Annotated in this window: 19 protein-coding genes; 6 read left to right on the top strand and 13 right to left on the bottom strand. The window is 43.1% G+C overall.

Features of this window, described 5'->3' with window-relative positions; genetic code table 11:
- Positions 1-112: 112 nt before the first annotated feature.
- The 5 genes from BBA02S_RS01835 to BBA02S_RS01815 all read right to left on the bottom strand — a co-directional run bounded on the left by BBA02S_RS01835 (position 113) and on the right by BBA02S_RS01815 (position 4,227).
- Complete coding sequence (locus BBA02S_RS01835) at positions 113-691, bottom strand: YdhK family protein (RefSeq protein ID WP_156136571.1); 579 nt, start codon at positions 689-691, stop codon at positions 113-115.
- Between the two features lie 100 nt (positions 692-791).
- The gene (locus BBA02S_RS01830) at positions 792-1,472 is read right to left on the bottom strand and encodes a response regulator transcription factor (RefSeq protein ID WP_041113614.1); all 681 of its coding nucleotides are present in this window, start codon (positions 1,470-1,472) and stop codon (positions 792-794) included.
- Positions 1,469-2,845: a sensor histidine kinase gene (locus tag BBA02S_RS01825; protein ID WP_041113615.1), complete on the bottom strand. Its 1,377-nt coding sequence runs from the start codon at positions 2,843-2,845 to the stop codon at positions 1,469-1,471. Before BBA02S_RS01825 ends, BBA02S_RS01830 begins: the two co-directional genes overlap by 4 nt.
- 163 nt (positions 2,846-3,008) lie before the next feature.
- Complete coding sequence (locus tag BBA02S_RS01820) at positions 3,009-3,419, bottom strand: DoxX family protein (protein ID WP_041113616.1); 411 nt, start codon at positions 3,417-3,419, stop codon at positions 3,009-3,011.
- Between the two features lie 25 nt (positions 3,420-3,444).
- Positions 3,445-4,227, bottom strand: a complete 783-nt coding sequence (locus tag BBA02S_RS01815) for a dioxygenase family protein (RefSeq protein ID WP_041096055.1) — start codon at positions 4,225-4,227, stop codon at positions 3,445-3,447.
- 138 nt (positions 4,228-4,365) lie between these two features.
- Here BBA02S_RS01815 and BBA02S_RS01810 point away from each other — a divergent pair, with 138 nt between their 5' ends.
- The 4 genes from BBA02S_RS01810 (at position 4,366) to BBA02S_RS01795 (ending at position 7,965) form a co-directional block, all read left to right on the top strand.
- Entirely contained in the window at positions 4,366-4,914 is a 549-nt protein-coding gene (locus tag BBA02S_RS01810; RefSeq protein WP_041113617.1) for a helix-turn-helix domain-containing protein, read from the top strand.
- Positions 4,915-5,109: 195 nt separating this feature from the next.
- Entirely contained in the window at positions 5,110-6,147 is a 1,038-nt protein-coding gene (locus BBA02S_RS01805) for a dipeptidase (protein ID WP_052477285.1), read from the top strand.
- Complete coding sequence (locus BBA02S_RS01800) at positions 6,119-7,345, top strand: DUF819 family protein (RefSeq protein ID WP_041096057.1); 1,227 nt, start codon at positions 6,119-6,121, stop codon at positions 7,343-7,345. Before BBA02S_RS01805 ends, BBA02S_RS01800 begins: the two co-directional genes overlap by 29 nt.
- A gap of 83 nt (positions 7,346-7,428) precedes the next feature.
- Positions 7,429-7,965 (top strand): helix-turn-helix domain-containing protein, encoded by a 537-nt coding sequence (locus BBA02S_RS01795; protein WP_041113618.1) that lies wholly within the window; start codon positions 7,429-7,431, stop codon positions 7,963-7,965.
- Between the two features lie 62 nt (positions 7,966-8,027).
- Here BBA02S_RS01795 and fosM read toward each other — a convergent pair whose 3' ends face one another.
- Entirely contained in the window at positions 8,028-8,450 is a 423-nt protein-coding gene (gene fosM / locus BBA02S_RS01790) for a FosM family fosfomycin resistance protein (protein ID WP_041113619.1), read from the bottom strand.
- A 183-nt stretch (positions 8,451-8,633) separates the two neighbouring features.
- Positions 8,634-8,909, bottom strand: a complete 276-nt coding sequence (locus tag BBA02S_RS01785) for a YqhV family protein (protein WP_041096060.1) — start codon at positions 8,907-8,909, stop codon at positions 8,634-8,636.
- Between the two features lie 176 nt (positions 8,910-9,085).
- Here BBA02S_RS01785 and BBA02S_RS01780 point away from each other — a divergent pair, with 176 nt between their 5' ends.
- Positions 9,086-9,439, top strand: coding sequence for a hypothetical protein (locus BBA02S_RS01780; RefSeq protein WP_041096061.1), 354 nt, complete (start codon positions 9,086-9,088; stop codon positions 9,437-9,439).
- Positions 9,440-9,512: 73 nt separating this feature from the next.
- Here the strand turns inward: BBA02S_RS01780 and BBA02S_RS01775 are convergent, their stop codons facing one another.
- Both BBA02S_RS01775 and BBA02S_RS01770 read right to left on the bottom strand, forming a co-directional pair.
- Positions 9,513-9,989, bottom strand: a complete 477-nt coding sequence (locus tag BBA02S_RS01775; RefSeq protein WP_231557175.1) for a C40 family peptidase — start codon at positions 9,987-9,989, stop codon at positions 9,513-9,515.
- A 125-nt stretch (positions 9,990-10,114) separates the two neighbouring features.
- Positions 10,115-10,933, bottom strand: coding sequence for a GDSL-type esterase/lipase family protein (locus tag BBA02S_RS01770; protein WP_041096063.1), 819 nt, complete (start codon positions 10,931-10,933; stop codon positions 10,115-10,117).
- A 207-nt stretch (positions 10,934-11,140) separates the two neighbouring features.
- Between BBA02S_RS01770 and BBA02S_RS01765 the strand changes: the two genes are divergently transcribed.
- Positions 11,141-11,446, top strand: a complete 306-nt coding sequence (locus BBA02S_RS01765) for a DUF6509 family protein (protein ID WP_041096064.1) — start codon at positions 11,141-11,143, stop codon at positions 11,444-11,446.
- Between the two features lie 86 nt (positions 11,447-11,532).
- Here the strand turns inward: BBA02S_RS01765 and BBA02S_RS20935 are convergent, their stop codons facing one another.
- From BBA02S_RS20935 to BBA02S_RS01750, 4 genes are all read right to left on the bottom strand, one after another.
- Positions 11,533-11,673 carry a hypothetical protein gene (locus BBA02S_RS20935; RefSeq protein ID WP_169799348.1) on the bottom strand — a complete coding sequence of 47 codons (141 nt, stop codon included), beginning with the start codon at positions 11,671-11,673 and terminating at the stop codon, positions 11,533-11,535.
- 174 nt (positions 11,674-11,847) lie between these two features.
- On the bottom strand, positions 11,848-13,131 hold the full coding sequence (locus BBA02S_RS01760) for an acetyl-CoA hydrolase/transferase family protein (RefSeq protein WP_041113621.1): 1,284 nt from the start codon (positions 13,129-13,131) through the stop codon (positions 11,848-11,850).
- A gap of 132 nt (positions 13,132-13,263) precedes the next feature.
- Positions 13,264-14,298, bottom strand: a complete 1,035-nt coding sequence (locus tag BBA02S_RS01755; RefSeq protein ID WP_041113622.1) for a ribonucleotide-diphosphate reductase subunit beta — start codon at positions 14,296-14,298, stop codon at positions 13,264-13,266.
- A gap of 13 nt (positions 14,299-14,311) precedes the next feature.
- Positions 14,312-16,537 carry a ribonucleoside-diphosphate reductase subunit alpha gene (locus tag BBA02S_RS01750; protein ID WP_041096067.1) on the bottom strand — a complete coding sequence of 742 codons (2,226 nt, stop codon included), beginning with the start codon at positions 16,535-16,537 and terminating at the stop codon, positions 14,312-14,314.
- Between the last annotated feature and the right edge of the window lie 125 nt (positions 16,538-16,662).

The raw sequence follows: 16,662 nt of genomic DNA, 5'->3' as shown, positions 1-16,662 counted from the left end.
GTTTATGATTCTAAAATATCAGAATTTAAAATTCAATATATTTCGAATTTATTTCCTCAAAAAAGAACTTATCTACCATCTAGATAAGTTCTTTCTCTTTCTTTTATAAAAATCATTTCACGGCTGACAGTTCACTTTCAGTTACCCATTTATGATTCTTTACTTTTTCTCCATTTGTTGTTGATACATAATCCACCATGTAAACCGTTGTTTTTTCGGACGATTCAATCTCCGCCTCGGCTCCTTTCATTCCAGGCATATGATCTGCTTCAAGTGTCACTTTGGTTCCAGGCTCCAGGACATTGCTGCCGGCTTCTTTTATTTCCTCCTGGATCACCCATTTATGGTCTTCCACCTTTTTTCCGCCAGTTGTTGGCGTATACGAGACGACATAAGCAACCGTATCATATGCTCCTGAGATGGTTGCTTTTGCTCCTTTCATCCCAGGCATATGCTCCGTTTCAAGAATGGCTTGACTTCCAACCGGATACGTTGGGCTATCTTGTTCCTTTAATCCTTCCGGCACTTCTCCTGAGCTGGAATGATCCATCTCCCCATGATCCATTTCCTCCATATGTTCTGCTGGCTCTTTGGGTTCCGGACTCTTTTTGCTTTCCTCCTTGTCGTTTGAACAAGCGCCTAATATGAACAAAAGGGCAGCGACTAAAAGAATCAATGTTTTTTTCAGCATATAACTCTCCTCCTTTTATCTTCATTCCCTATCATAGCAAGGAATTTTGCAGAAAATATGGAGGCGGACCGGGAAAATCTAAACTTCTGTCCGCGGGCTGCTATTCACTTTTGCTGATCCATTTGTAGCCTACTCCCCAAACAGTAGAAAGATATTGATCAATCGGAAAGCCTGCTTGCCGCAGCTTCTCGCGAATATTTCTGACATGGGAATCAATGGTTCGGTCTTCGGTCAAAGCTTCATCCCCCCAAATGCTTTCAAGCAAATTCGGCCGGGAAAATACTTTATTCTGGTTGCGGAGCAATAGCCCGAGCAAAGAAAATTCTTTTGGGGTGACCTGAATGGTTTCCCCCTGGTAGATAAGCTCATGAGCCTCTCCATCCCATAACAGCCCGTCGCATTCCATTTGCTCTTGCTGTGCACTTTTGACCCTTCTGAGAATCGTTTGAATTCTTGCAAGCAATTCTGCCTCATCAAATGGTTTTGTGATATAATCATCCGCCCCTGTTTTCAATCCTTTTACTACATCTGTTTTTTCATTTCTAGCCGTCAGCATAATGATCGGCACATCGGAAAACTCTCTAATCCGCCGGCATGTTTCCCATCCGTCTAGTTCAGGCATCATAATATCTAATAAAATTAAATCTGCTCCATTGTGTTTCATATGAGCAATCGCTTCTCTGCCTGAGCTTGCTTTGACGCAATGATAGCTTGGTGATAAATAGATCTTTAACAAATCAAGCATCCGCACTTCATCATCTACAAGCAGTATAGTCTTCACTCTTTTTCCTCCTTCAGCCAAATCACAAATGCAGTTCCTTTATTCCTTTCACTTTTCACCTCTATCCTGCCCCCATGCGCCTCCACTAGTTCTTTCACAATCGACAGTCCTAGGCCCGTCCCCCCTAAATGTCTTGAGCGGGATTTGTCCACCCGGTAAAAACGATCAAAAACAAAAGGAAGATCTTCCTGCGGGATACCGGCCCCTTCATCTCGGATGGCGATGAACACTTCCCCCTTTTCCTGCTGGGCAATAACACTTGTTTTCGTATGCGGATCCGAGTATTTAATCGCATTATCCAATAAATTAAAGAGAATTTGTTCGAACCTCACAGGATCAACCATGACATACAGTGTTTCGTCACAGTTCATATCAAGCCTTATTTCTTTTTCTTGAAAAGCCGGCATCATTTTTTCATACACTGTTGCTAAATAAGAAGAAAGGTGTATGTTCGTCCGTTGGATAATAAAGGCATGGCGGTCTAGTTTAGCCAGGTCGAACAAATCCTTCATCATAGCAGATAGCCGCTCTGATTCTTCATAAATAATTTGAAGATAATGCTCCCGATCTGCTTCCTCTATGCTCTTTCTTCGCGCGACGTCTGCGTAGCCCTTTATATAAGTCAAAGGCGTGCGCAATTCATGAGAAATGCTGGATAAAAACTCATTTCTTTGCTCTTTTAAACGCTTTAAGTCTTGAGCAAGAATCGTGATAGATCGTGACAGCTCTCCCAATTCATCGTCCCCCCTGTCCGGCAGCTGAACCGAAAAATCACCTTTGCTCAGCTTTTCTGTCGCTTGCTTCATTTGAATAAGGGGAGTTGTTAAAGCCTTTGAAAGAAACAGATTCGTTATAATTAATAAGATGAACATGACAGCAGCAGCAAATAGAAGGTGCTGGTTTAATTTCGAAATCAGCTGCTGGATTTGATCTGTGCTTTTAAACATATACACATAGCCGCTCTGATTTTCGCCGGCTGTATAAGGGCTGACGGTAGAAATATATTTTTCGTTTTTCCAGCGGCTTTCGAGAATCATGCCGCCGCGAGGAATATCCTTCAGCTTTTTCGAGACAATCTTTTTCTCTCCTGCGTCCACTTTGGAAGAGCTGATCAGAATTTTTTGAGCGTCATCTGTAATAATCACTTCGGTATCAGCTTTCAATTCCATTAAAGCAATATGATGCAGCGTTTCAGCGTGAAACGAATCCTCCAGTACTTCCCTATGACTATTCCCCCTCGCAAGCAAAGCATCCAGCTCTTCTTCCACCCTGCTTTCCACGAGACCGGTATGCAAAACAAAAAACAGGCAGACTTGAATCATCAACATGACAAAAAAGAACCAGAGACCCAACTTCAAAGTAATTTTGTTCATTGACACCACCGCTTTTCCAGTTACTATCTCTATCATACTGAATAAATAACAAAAATTTGTGCAGTTTTTAAGGAATTTTCTCCTCAATGATTCGGCTGATTAGTTGTTAACGCACAAAAAAAGGAAGTGCATCTGCACTCCCTTTTCACCTTTGCTATGAAACTTAGTTAGAGCCGCTTCTTCCAAAAAGAAGGCTATCCACTGAATACAGCTTGCTTCCTGTTAAAACAAGAGACACGGCCATAGCCAGAAACGCGAGATCTAACTCATATCCGGCCGACTGGCCATCTCCTAAAAAGCCGGCCGCCAATTTTACCTTCACCATGGCCCCTATCATCAGCAAAGCGAAAAGAGCCGAAAGGACTTTAGTGCCTAAACCGATCACTAAAGCGATGCCTCCAGCCGCCTCTAAAAAGGCGACTCCGTAAGCTAAAAATCCAGGCAATCCAATGCTGTCAAACCATCCGGCACTATTCTCCAGACCTCCTTGGAATTTTGCCAGTCCATGCACAAAAAAAGAAACCCCTAATACTACACGCAATATAAGTGCGCTCCATTCATATTTTCTATTCATTTTTTCTTCCTCCTAATCAAATTTCTTATCCAAATTGCCATACGCTGTGACTTAAATTTCCATATCGATAACTGCGATGCATAAGTTGGGCTTTCGGTTCATTATCTGCCGCCCCCATCGCGTAAAAGATCGGAATAAAATGCTCTTTTCCGTACGGCGGCACCGCTAGATCTGCGGCCGGCGCCAGCCTGCTGTAATGAAAAAGTGATTCTACATCCCAATTCGTCAAGCAGCGGGCGAGCCACTCATCAAAACGCAGGGCCCATTCATCGATATTCCCATCATTCCCGGCCATTTTCACAGCACCTAAATTGTGCACCGTTCCCCCGCTTCCGATAATCAATAGGCCTTTTTCTCTGAGCTTGGATAAAGACTGGCCGATCTTATACTGCTCTTCTGGTGCCAGATGCGGATTCACCGACATCGCAATGACCGGAATATCGGCATCTGGATAAAGCAGGCGCAGCACGACCCAGGCTCCATGGTCTAATCCTCTGTTTTTTTCTATTTCATAAGAGACATGCTGCTCCTCAAATGCTTCCTGAATTTCTTTTACCGTTTGATGATCCCCTTGGGCTGGATACTCAATTTGGTACAAAGCCTCCGGAAAACCGCCGAAATCATATATTGTCCGATATTGCTTTACATCGCTTATTTTTTGTACAGTTGACTCCCAATGCGCTGAAAATAAAATAATCGCTTTCGGGCGCGGCAACGTTTGGCCCAGTCTCTGTAAAAACTGTGTATATTCATTCGTTTCAATAGCTAAAAGCGGTGCGCCATGGGCGATAAAAAAAGCTGGCATCATTAGCCTTCCCCTCCTCGTTTATTCCTAATGTGAATATTTGTTTCTTATAAGATAACAAAATAACTCGTGGATGGTCAACAGTTTTTTTGTTAATATAGAATTAAGTTTCTTATCAGAAAACAACGGAGGTAGAATTTCATGGATATCGGTTCAGCCATTCGAGCGATCAGAAATCGAAAGAAAATCACTATTGCCCAAATGAGCGAAGGCACGGGCCTTTCGAAGGGATTTATCAGCAATATGGAAAATAATCATACATCGCCATCTATTTCTACATTGCAAACAGTCGCCAATTTTTTGAATGTCCCTTTGCCGTATCTGCTGCTGAAGAAAGATGAACGGATGCAGGTCGTAAGAAAAGATGAGCGCCGCTATACTACCCACACAAAAGAAAAGATCAAAGTGGAACACTTAATATCAAAAGACGGATTAACACTCCAGCGTGTAGAGTTTCCGCCTGGAACTGCCACAGGAGAAGAGCCTCATGTTCATGAAGGAAAGGAGTGTCATCTCGTTCTAAAGGGAAAGGTTCTCGCAGAACAAGGGGAAGATTCTTTTGTATTAGAAGAAGGAGATTCATTTAGCTGGAATGCCTGCGCCCCCCATTTCGTCAAAAATATCGGCGAGGAAAGAGCGATCGTTTTGATCGCTCTTTACACAGATACAGCCTCTAGTGACCCTTTGTAAAATTGAAGAAGCGAATCTGTTTTTCGGCTTGTTGAAGAGCAGATTCGCTTATTGTATTTGAATTTAGCACATTGTTAATTAAGTTTGATCGAATTTTATTCCCCTAAATTCCTCGAATAGTTTTTACTTTGAGAAAATTCAGTTATAATATATTAAATAAATTATAATATAACATAATCATCAGGAGGATTCGCTTTGAAAGTTTTTGATTTGCACTCCGATCTATTTACAGACATTGCCTGGAGACGAAGCCGCGGCGAGACGAATGTCTTTGACCGCATTCATTATCCTAAGTTGAAAGCAGGCGGCATTACAGCAGCGATTTGCGTCTTTTGGGTAGAACCCGCCTTCTCTAAGCAGCCATATGAAAGATTTCAGCAGCTGCTTACATATGTAATGGAAGATTTACAAACCTCGCAACATGCCTGTATTTGTCATCCTTCTCAGCAGAACGGAGCCCAGCCAGGCACAGAACAAATTCAAATTTATTTAGGAATAGAAGGACTTACCTTCATGGAACAATGGAACGGGGACACAACTCTGTCGAAAATAGAAAATGCCTTCGCCTCTCTTAGTGAAAAGCAGATGATGCATGCTATTTTTGCTTGGAATGAGCATAACTTTTTAGCTGCGGGTACAGGAGCAGGCTCTTCAACAGAACGAAAAGGTCTGACGGATTATGGAAAAGTCGCTGTCCGAACAGCCAACAGAAAAAACTGGCTGCTTGATGTTTCCCACTTAAGCGAAACGAGTTTTTGGGATATGTATCACACAAGCTCCCTTCCGCTTATGGCTTCCCACAGCAATGCCAAATCGCTATGTGACCACGAGCGGAATATAACCGACGATCAAATCAAAGCGATCGCCCGCAGAGGAGGAATTATCGGACTGAATGCCTATGGAGAATTTGTCCATGCCGAAAGCCCAACAATTGACCGTTTTATTGACCATGCTGTCTATATTGCTGAACTAGTTGGTCCGGAGCATCTGGCATTTGGGTTTGATTTTATTGACTATCTGCACGCGTATGATGTAGGTTCTGATTTCGCCGTCTATACTAAAGGATTAGAAGATACGTCAAAGATCCCTTGCCTGCTTAAAAAAATGAGCGCAAGAGGCTTTTCAAAAGAAGAATTAGAAGCAATTAGCTTCCATAATGCTAATCAATATATTCAAAACCATTTATTCAAAGGGGGGCATATCATTGGAACACACACTTATCCAAGCAGATGATACGTTAACGTTATGGGGAATTATTATTGTGTGGGCTTCAGCTAGCATTTATTTGGAGCAGCGCTACAAATGGGCCTCTAAAGTTTCCGGCGCCATTCTGGCGCTAATCGGGGCTATTATTCTATCAAACACAGGCATTATTCCAACCGAATCACCCGTTTATGATGCCGTATGGGGGACCATTGTTCCCTTAGCTATCCCATTGCTTCTTTTTCATGTCAATCTAAAAAAGATATGGAAAGAAAGCGGAAAACTGCTTATTATTTTTCTATTAAGCTCTATCGGAACAGTTGCCGGCACAATCGTCAGCTTCTTTTTGTTAAAAGATCACATTCCTTACCTTGATAAGATCGGCGCCATGATTAGCGCCACTTATATTGGCGGCGGCGTCAATTTCGCGGCAATGGCGGCAAAATTTGAAACACCAGGCGAATTAGTTTCTGCTACAGTAGTAGCCGATAACTTAATGATGGCCATCTATTTTATTGTCCTGATGATCATTCCTACACTCTCATTTTTTAGAAAGCGCTACAGCATTCCCCACATTCTTGAGGTGGAAAGCGGAAACTCTGATGGCGATGGCACCACACTGGCTGAAAGCTTCTGGAAACGAAAAGATATTTCTTTAAAAGATATTGCTCTTTCTGTCGGAACAGCCTTTTTGCTCGTCATTATTTCATTTAAAATCGCCGGGTTTTTAGATACAGCTATCCCTTCCGGCGAAAATGCGTCTGTGCTAATGAATTTGCTCAACGGCCTTTTAGGCGACAAATATTTAATGCTGACAACGATTACGTTCATTCTTCTGGGCCTGTTTCCTAAATACTTTGACAGCATCAATGGCAGCCAGGAAATCGGCACCTACTTAATTTATTTATTCTTTGTTGTCATTGGAATTCCGGCATCGATCCCTCTGATTCTAACAAATGCACCGCTGCTCCTGCTGTTTACATTTATCGTTGTCATGATCAACATGATCATTTCTTTAACTGCAGGAAAGTTATTAAAGACAAACCTTGAAGATATCATTCTGGCAAGCAACGCTAATATTGGCGGGCCAACAACCGCAGCTGCACTCGCTATCGCCAAAGGCTGGAAAGACCTAGTCGGACCCATCCTGGTTGTCGGCACACTCGGCTACATTATCGGCAACTACATTGGCACCCTGTTAGGTTTCTGGTTTTCGAGTATAATATAAGTAACATCCGCCCGGCAGGCTTAATGAATGCCGGGTTTGCTGTATAATACAAGCATACAAATAATCTAATTGAGGGAGATGCTATGTTTGACGGGACAAAAATTCGCGACCTACGAACCGCTCAAAATCTGTCTTTAAAAGCACTAGCCGAAAAATCCGGTGTAAGTGTCAGCATGATTAGCCAAATTGAACGCCGAACGACTGATCCGACTTTGACAACCCTTTACAAACTATGCAAAGGCTTAGATGTATCAATCTCATCACTCCTTGAAAACGATGAGCAATCTACCTATATTATTCGAAAAGAAGAGCGAAAAACGCTTACGTTTCCCCAATCCCCTTCCAAGTATGAATTGTTAACCCCTATTACAGAGGGTACGATCGAAATGATTATGATTCATTTGGAGCCGGGTAAAGAAAGCGAACAGCTTGTGGAGCATTCAGGAGAGGAATGCGGGCTTGTTTTAAAAGGACAAATGACTGTCGTCTTAGGGGATAAAGAGTATATTTTAAATGAAGGCGACTCTATCCGCTTTAAGAGCACGGTTCCCCACAGGTTCTTCAACCACTCAAATGAAACCGCTCTCTCCGTATGGGCGATGACTGGGCGTGTGTTATAGTTTCATGGCCATTGCTAAAGAGCTTCGAAAGAAGCTCTTTAGCATGTCAATCTGCATAATAGTTAATCATAAAACTCCATATGCTTTTTTTCTTGCCGATAGTAATCTAATCTTTCCTGCAAGGTGCCTGTATGAAATTCGAATTTGTGGCCGTCCGGGTCGGTGAAGTAAATGGATTTCTTATCCCTTTCGCTTCTGGGACGTCCTGATAAAATATGGACATTCAATTTCTCCAGCTTGTCATACGTCTCGTCATACTGCCCTTCCTCAATAGAAAAAGCAATATGCGTATAAGATTGCCTTATTTCATTTCGGGGGATATCGTGCTCGACATTTAGCGCAAGCCATATTCCATTTAAGTCAAAGTAAGCTGTACTCCTGCCCTTTACTAACAACTTAGCCCCGAATACTTCCTGATAAAACCTGATAGACGCATCAAGGTCAGAAACCGAAAATAAAAAATGATTCAGTCCTTTTATAGACAACTAAGTCACCCCCGCCTTTTCCCAATGAGTATTGCCAAACGCATATTTATTCTCTTCTTTCCATCCGTTCAGTCACCTATATATTACCTTACCTGCTTGAAAACCGGAAAACAAAAACAGTCCCTGTGCGAGACTGTTTTTTCAAACATGCATAAAGATCCAATCAGTTCGCCGGCTTTTCATTTAGCCGCTTTTGACCCCATAAAGGATGCAACCTACCCCTAGAAACACCCAAAATATCGCTTGAAAAGAGATTTTGTCTGTCAGTCCTAACAAGCCGATCGATGTCGTTGCAATTAAAATAATGGGACCGACTAAGGCAAGGGAGCTATTGAGAATCAACGCCTTTTCTATATCATTGAATTTTAACATTAAAAAAGCAGCCATCATTTCAATTCCGCCAGATAAGATTCTCAACACTGCCATGCCCAGTACCGCTTTTTCAATAAAGGTAAACATATACTCCTCCAATAACGCCGTTCTTTTTACATTTATATGCAGACGTTTGAAAAAGCAGGACAAGGGTTTTAAACTTTTTCGGAAATTGTATCTTCTAGGCTTCCGCCCTGCCATATGGTCTCCCCATGCATATTGTATAGGTAGATTGACCTTGTGAGAAAAGGAGATGGAATGCTATGAATCCATATTATTACTACCCGGGGCTTGTCCAGCAGTCTGCTGATCCGTATGCTGGCTACTCTTACGTTTCACCTCAAGAAGAGTATGGAGGAAGCCGACAGCCTTCCGCGCTGGAAAGAAGAGTAGAAGTGCTAGAACGGGAAAACGAACGGCAAGTGAGGGAATTAACACGATTGAGCAGGGAAATCACCCGAATCAACCAGGAGATCAATCGCCTAAATCGGGAAATTAACCGTTTGAACCAAAATGATGAGCGCCACACAAGACGGCTCAATCGATTAAACCAGCGATTGCGAACGGTTGAGAACAGGCTCAGCATCCCGTTTGCCGCAATAGAAGACGGATTTTAATTACAAAAATCAAGCCAGAATGCGCTGGCTTGATTTTTGCTGGATACTATTTAGCGTATATCCGCCGACAGCCCTATTTAATCAGCCGCTTAGCCCCAATATAACGTTCCTTCCAATAATGACTGCTCATCTTCACTTTTTTGACCCCTTTTGACGTGGCTCCTACAAATGTGCCCTTGCCGGTATAAATAGCAACAAAGGATACTTTCCCCTTTTTTCCTGTTGCATAAAACACGAGGTCGCCGAATTGCAAATCCTTTTGTTTGACAGCTTTCCCCTTTTGATATTGTGCAGCGCTCGTTCTTGGGATGTTCATTTGGGTGGCTGCTTCTTTATATACATATTGCGTAAATCCCCCAGCATCAAACCCTTTCGGGGAGATGCCTCCATACTTATAAGGAGCACCGATGAGCAGCTCCGCCTTTGCAGCTGCTTCTTCCCCATAATTAATCGTAGCTGATGCCTGATTGACTGGCCCGAATAGCCAAAAGAAGGCAAGAGTGAAAACGGTACATACTGCCACTGTCCACCTGGAAACCGACAAGCTCATGTTCACTGAAACTACCCCCTGATTAGTAAAAATGACACACGAAACTAAATATATGCCCAGTTATGTTTATTATTCCAATATCGGCACATAATAAAAAAGCAGATAAAAAAACACATCTGCTTTTCTTATACCGATCCAATGAAAGGCTTTTTCTTCAGCTGTTTCAGCATTTGTTTGGACAAGGCTTCATACCCGAGCGCATTTGGGTGCACGCCGTCCGATGAAAGATATTGCAGGTGCTGGCTGTTGATTACCTTGGTCGTTTCCAAAACGATGGAATGTTCATACTGGCGGGCTGTCTCATAAATTTTCACATTCCATTTCGGCAGCAGCTGATCGGCTACCTTATAAAGGTTGTGATTCTGCTTTAACGGATTATACATTTCTAAAAAGACAATCGTTGCAGAAGGATTTTCCTGCTTAATTTTTTCAGTGATGGCCGTTAAATTCTGAATAAAGGTTCCTCTCATGGAATCAAAGTTTGCTACTACATTTTTGTAGTCGCCCTGGTTCAGCATTTCTAAAATATCATTGCCGCCGACATTGATCGTAATTAGGTCCGCTCTCTTCATTTGTTCGTCAAATGCCCCTCGCTGCACGAGTGTATTTAAATTTGTACTGTTAATACCCAGGATACCCTCATTTTCCAAGGCAACCGTTTTTCCTGTCTGCTCTTCAAGGAGACGAGAGAAATCATCAACAAAGCTTTTTTCATTTTCTGAACCAAAGCCAGCAATAATGGAATCGCCAATTGCTAAATGAGTTAAAGTCTCTTTATCCATATTGCTAAAATAATCAACATAAGAAAGCGCTGCCTGTGCGGATGTAGGTGCAGTCTCTTCCTTCATTTGCCGGATTTGATAAGTAGGATAATAAAGCCAAAGAGATACAGCTATGGCAGCAACAACGAGTACAGAGATGATATATTTAATTAAACGCTTCATGTTTCTCTCCTTTTCTCCTTATCAAAGTTCTTGTTTATTCGTTTTTCACCTGTTCCTTCCGGAAAGGAAATTCACTAGTCATTGTTGACGAATCTTATAATAATCATACCTGTATTTACAAGCAAAAAAACCTGATGTACTCCTCTATATTGGTTTTATGTTAAAATAAAACGAACTCATATTACTTTTTAAAGGACGGATTCGGAAATGGAAATTACACACCATACAGTGGAGCTGCTTGAGGACCCATTTGGGCTGCTCGCTGGAGAGAGATTTGAATTTCATCTGTATGCCAATGTGGATGAAGAAGATGAGCTATATTCAGAAGCAGGGTTTTATATTCGCGCGCTCTATTTGGTCAGCGGAGATGAGGAAAAAGTCCTTCACTACCATCTGCATGATCGGGCAACCGGGGAAGTGCTGGACTTTGAACTTGAGGAAGACGAGGAAGCGCTTGTGGCGGATTATTGCCGGAATCACTTGCCTGAGGAAGAATCAACAGAAGCGGAATAACAGACAAAAACCCCGCTGCATGCGCGTTGCTGCCTGCGGGGTTCAAGTTATTTCTTCTGCTAACGTATCCGTAATAATCACATCCTTTATTTTGCTTCATCTTTTAAATACCCCTGCAGCTGATCTTCCGTTAAATGCTTGACGAAATGATAAAAACTGATGGATTCCATTTCATGATTCTCACAGCTTGCCATATAATACTCATAAGCTTCGCGGTACATCTCCATGCTTTTCACCTCCCTTCTGTTGTATAACAATTAAATTATTTTAAATATATTATATAACAGAAAAACAACAATATCAACTCTTTGCCTCTATTTTACCCAGAATTTTCTGATAATAAACGTTAACTATATAAAAGCAGGAAAACGATGGATAACGATCGTTTCCCTGCTTCACTGCTACATCAGGTAGCCCCTATTCCTCGCTTGATCAGTCAGCTCCTCCTGAAATTTCGGATGAGCCACTTGAATAAGCGCCTGCACACGCTCTCTAACTGTTTTTCCGCGCAGCTGGGCGATGCCATACTCTGTCACAATATAGTCTACATCATTTTTAGATGTAGTCACAGGCGTTCCGGCAGCTAGAACCGGGACGATCTTTGAGATGGTATCGTTCTTGGCCGTGGAGTGCAAGCAAATAATTCCCCTGCCGCCTTGCGACATGCGTGCGGACATTCCAAAATCCGCCTGTCCGCCAGATGAAGACCAATACACATCACCCACTTTCTCAGAATTGCATTGTCCAAGAAAGTCCACTTCGATAGTGGCATTGATCGTCACCATGTTCCGGATGCCGGAAATACGCCGGACATCATTTGTTTCGCTTACGGGAAGCATATAAATGGTTTTGTTTTCATGAAGAAAATCATACAGCTTTTTTGTGCCGTAAGCAAAGGTAGCTGTGGTTTTTCCCGGATAATCGATGCGGCTGCTATTGGTGACGGCACCGCTTTGATACAGTTCCACTAATTGATCAGGGATCATTTCCGTAACAATGGATAAGTTTTGATGATTCTTCAATGAATTCATGACAGCATTTGGAATAGCGCCAAATCCGATTTGCAAGCTGTCTCCATCATGAATCAAACTGGCCACATAGCGGCCAATCGTTTCATCTTTTTCTGTAATGACCGGCACCGGCGCTTCGATGAGCGGCTGATGCTGTTCAATCAGCGCCGTCACCTCGGATAAGTGAATTTGATTCATGCCATAAGTTCGTGGCATATACTCATTCACTTCTAATAAAATCGTTTTGGCTTCCTTTGCCAGTGAGGCAGTATAATCACAATTCGTTCCTAATGAAAAAAAGCCGTTTTCATCCATCGGAGAAACCGTGGCCATAATTACTCTTTGATCCGTTGTTTCCTTTAATAGTTCAGGAACATCCGAAAAGTGATTAGGCAACAGATCAACGGCTCCTTCACGGAAAGCTTGTCTGTCGCCCCCCGATAAAAACATAGAAATGACCTTTAATTCCTCCTGTTTTTTTCTAATGGCCGGACGGGATGTCAGCATTTGGAAAAGACGATTCCTCTTTAAATCTTCTCTTTGCTCTAAAGCTGCCAGCAAGGCTGGCGGCTCACCCGCGATTAAAGGAACGATAATGTCATCGCCTTCCTCAATCAGGCGAACCGCCTCCTCTGCCGTTGTCCACTTTTTTCGATATTGTTCCTCATTTGTCAAGCAGGACACTCCCTTAAGTCGTTAGACGGTTTTTCACACATTCTTTTTCTAATGAAAGAAAGGGTTTGTCTTAATCATATATACTAGCCGCCGGTTGTCAAGCAGTCCTGTTGAACGGGCAAGAACGCTAAATCAGAGCTCGTCAAAGCCGTTTGCTTCACTTGTTTTCGTATAGGCACGGGATTTTTGTTCAAAAAAGTCTGTTTTGCCGAGATCCACCTCTTGATAAGCGATGATCCAGCGCATTGGATTTGTCCGATATCCTTCAAACGGGGCAGCAAAACCTAGCTGCTCCGCTCGTTTATTGGCCATAAACCGAATGTAGCTTTCCAGTTCATTCATCTGAATGCCGTCTATCTTGTGGCCGATGACGGATTTTCCCCACTCGATTTCAAGCTCAGCCGCCTGCCGGAAGGCTTCCTGTCCGTAAATGTGCAGCTCCTCTGTGTCATATTGCGGATTTTCGTTGAGCACTTCCTTAAAAATCTTTTCAAACAGGCCTACATGAAGCTGTTCATCCCGGTTAATGTAATTGATCATCGTGCTTGTCGCAATCATTTTTTGATTGCGTGCCAAATTGTAGAAAAAGGCAAAGCCGGAATAGAAGAAAAGCCCTTCCAATATAACATCGTAAATAATCGATTTAAGAAAGTTTTCGATGGTTGGTTCGTTAGCAAAGGCTTCATACCCTTTTGTAACAAACTCGTTGCGCTCCTGCAAAATCGGCTCGGTACGCCAAAAATCAAACACTCGGTCTTGTGTATCCTTATCAGCCACACTTGATAAAACATAGCTGTAAGAATGATTATGGATCACTTCCTGCTGGGCAAGAATAATCATTAACGCATGCAAGCTGGAGTCTGTTAAATAGTCAGCCGCTCTGCCCGCATAATCGGTTTGGATGCTGTCAAGCAGTGCGAGCAAACCGATAATTTTCAAAAAGGCGTTTCTTTCATCGGGCGTCAATTCGCTGAATTGCTGGCGGTCTTTTGTCATATTGATTTCAAACGGCGTCCAAAAGTTAGCAAGCATCCGTTTATACTTCGGATAAGCCCAGCTGAAACGGACATCGTCCCAGTTTAATATATTAGAGCTTCTGCCGTTGATAATGCCTGTAGAGCGGTTCGGTGCGCTATGGTCAATGATTTCTCGTTTTTTCAATTTCATGATGAATTCCCCCTTACGAATGGCAGCTTTCGCATTCTTCGATATCTGAAGCAGTCGACCGCACATAATAAGTTGTTTTCAACCCAGAGTTCCAGGCATCTACATGCAGGTCGAGCAAAGCCTTGGCTTTAATGTCGTTGCGGACGTATAAATTAAAGGAAACCGCTTGATCAATATGGCGCTGGCGTTTGGCATTCTGGCGAATGCTCCAATGTTGGTCAATCAAATAAACCGTTTTATAATACCAAGTTGTTTGCGGAGATAAATCAGGCGCCGTCACTGGTATTTTATAGTTTTTCTTTTCTTCCATATATTCTTTGCGGAACACAGGATCAATTCCCGCTGTTGATCCGGCAATCAGCGCGGTCGAAGAATTCGGTGCAACGGCCAGCAAATATCCGTTTCTAATGCCGTTTTCCTTCACCTTGTTCTTTAACTTCTGCCAGCTTGAGCTCGTGTAGCCTCTTTGTTCAAAATAAGCGCCGCTCTCCCAGTCGGAGCCCGAGAAGATTGGATACGCGCCTTTTTCCGCTGCCAGCTCTGCACTTGCCTGGATCGTTAAGAAGGAGAGCCGTTCATACAATTCATCACAATAACGGACGGCCTCATCGGATTCCCAGCTTAGCCCTTTTAACGCCAGCAAGTGCTGCCAGCCGAACGTTCCGAGTCCGATTCCCCGATATTTCTGATTGGTCAGCTGAGCCTGCAGTACGGGAATGCTGTTGATTTCAATCACGTTATCCAGCATGCGGACCTGAATCGGAATTAAACGTTCAAGCACATCATCCATGACTGCCCGTGCTAAAGAGACGGAAGAGAGGTTGCAGACCACATAATCGCCAGGGTCTTTCGTAATCAGAATCTTTCCGTCCTCGCTTTTTTCTTCAAGCACGACGGTCGGACTCATGTTTTGGCAGATCTCGGTGCAAAGATTGCTGGCATAAATCATGCCGGCATGTTTATTGGGGTTGGCACGGTTGACAGTGTCGCGGTAAAACATATACGGCGTTCCCGTTTCCAGCTGGGAAATCATGATGGCCTTCATAATATCAATAGCTGGCACTGTTTTTTTGCTTAAATCCGGATGGTTCACACACTCTTTATAGCGTGTTCTAAATGTACCTTCCCCTCTTTTTTCATCAAATGAATCTTCGAGTGAGTATCCCATTATTTTTCTTACTTCATGCGGATCAAACAAATGCCATTCTTCCCGTTTCTCCACTGCTTCCATGAATAAATCCGGTATGGCCACGCCGGTAAACAAATCATGCGTGCGGCGGCGTTCATCTCCATTATTCAAGCGGGTTTCCAGGAAGGAAAAGATGTCTCTGTGCCATACATCCAAATAAACAGCGATCGCTCCTTGGCGCTGCCCAAGCTGGTCGACAGATACTGCTGTGTTATTCAACTGCTTCATCCAAGGGATAACACCCGAGCTGACATTTTTAAAGCCGCGAATGTCACTGCCCTGGCTGCGGATTTTCCCTAAATAAATGCCCAGTCCTCCGCCATTCTTACTTAAATTGGCCGCATCCGTGTTCGCATCAAAAATCCCTTGCAAGCTATCATCGATGGTATCGATAAAGCAGCTCGACAGCTGGCCGTACGATTTTCCTGCGTTGGCGAGTGTCGGTGTAGCCGTTGTCATGTATAAGTTGGAGAGCGCCCAATAAGCCTCTTTCACATATTGAAGGCGCACAGCTTTCGGTTCATTCATCATCAGCGTCATAGCGATGACCAGCCATCTCTCCTGCGGAAGCTCTGCCGGCTGCTTATCGAGCGTCCGGGCCAGATACCTTTCGCTTAATGTAACAATTCCGATATATGTAAATAGTTGATCCTTGCTGGGATCGATCACTTGGCTTAACTCATAAATTTCCTCTTCTGTGTAAGAAGCGAGCAATTGAGGGGTGTAAATACCTTCTTCCGTTAATAACTGAAGCAGATGCAAAAAATTTCCGTATAGGCTGGTTTGTTCTCCCCGTGTGCTGGCCGCTTGTTTATACAGCTGCTGTAAATGGAGACGGGCAGCCACAAATGTCCAATCCGGCTCCTCGCTTGTGATCCGTTCAACCGCTGAATTCAAGAGCAGCTGCCACACTTGCTCATCTGTCCATGCTTCTCTCGTCTCCAGCGTTGCGTTTATTTTACTTTCATAGCTTGATAGTTCAATCTGGGGAAACTCCCTCTGAATTTCAGTAAATATCTTTTCTGCTGTATCTTGGACTGTTTGGATCATGTGTGTTCCTCCTAAACGATAAGTAGTTTAGAAAGAGATTTTTTCAACAAGGCTCTCTTAAAATGAACGATTAAGAAACTAACCTGAAATCATAACAAAGCCTTCAACAAAAAAACCATCTTTCC

Source organism: Bacillus badius NBRC 15713, from assembly GCF_001591605.1.
GTDB lineage: Bacteria > Bacillota > Bacilli > Bacillales > Domibacillaceae > Pseudobacillus > Pseudobacillus badius.
The sequence above is the reverse complement of the archived record's forward strand: the minus strand, read 5'-3'. Positions and strand labels throughout refer to the sequence as shown.

Coding starts and splice junctions, on each gene's coding strand:
- BBA02S_RS01835 (WP_156136571.1), bottom strand. CDS start 691: ATGCTGAAAAAAACATTGATTCTTTTAGTCGCTGCCCTTTTGTTCATA.
- BBA02S_RS01825 (WP_041113615.1), bottom strand. CDS start 2,845: ATGAACAAAATTACTTTGAAGTTGGGTCTCTGGTTCTTTTTTGTCATG.
- BBA02S_RS01820 (WP_041113616.1), bottom strand. CDS start 3,419: ATGAATAGAAAATATGAATGGAGCGCACTTATATTGCGTGTAGTATTA.
- BBA02S_RS01815 (WP_041096055.1), bottom strand. CDS start 4,227: ATGATGCCAGCTTTTTTTATCGCCCATGGCGCACCGCTTTTAGCTATT.
- BBA02S_RS01810 (WP_041113617.1), top strand. CDS start 4,366: ATGGATATCGGTTCAGCCATTCGAGCGATCAGAAATCGAAAGAAAATC.
- BBA02S_RS01795 (WP_041113618.1), top strand. CDS start 7,429: ATGTTTGACGGGACAAAAATTCGCGACCTACGAACCGCTCAAAATCTG.
- BBA02S_RS01785 (WP_041096060.1), bottom strand. CDS start 8,909: ATGTTTACCTTTATTGAAAAAGCGGTACTGGGCATGGCAGTGTTGAGA.
- BBA02S_RS01780 (WP_041096061.1), top strand. CDS start 9,086: ATGAATCCATATTATTACTACCCGGGGCTTGTCCAGCAGTCTGCTGAT.
- BBA02S_RS01775 (WP_231557175.1), bottom strand. CDS start 9,989: ATGAGCTTGTCGGTTTCCAGGTGGACAGTGGCAGTATGTACCGTTTTC.
- BBA02S_RS01770 (WP_041096063.1), bottom strand. CDS start 10,933: ATGAAGCGTTTAATTAAATATATCATCTCTGTACTCGTTGTTGCTGCC.
- BBA02S_RS01765 (WP_041096064.1), top strand. CDS start 11,141: ATGGAAATTACACACCATACAGTGGAGCTGCTTGAGGACCCATTTGGG.
- BBA02S_RS20935 (WP_169799348.1), bottom strand. CDS start 11,673: ATGGAGATGTACCGCGAAGCTTATGAGTATTATATGGCAAGCTGTGAG.
- BBA02S_RS01755 (WP_041113622.1), bottom strand. CDS start 14,298: ATGAAATTGAAAAAACGAGAAATCATTGACCATAGCGCACCGAACCGC.
- BBA02S_RS01750 (WP_041096067.1), bottom strand. CDS start 16,537: ATGATCCAAACAGTCCAAGATACAGCAGAAAAGATATTTACTGAAATT.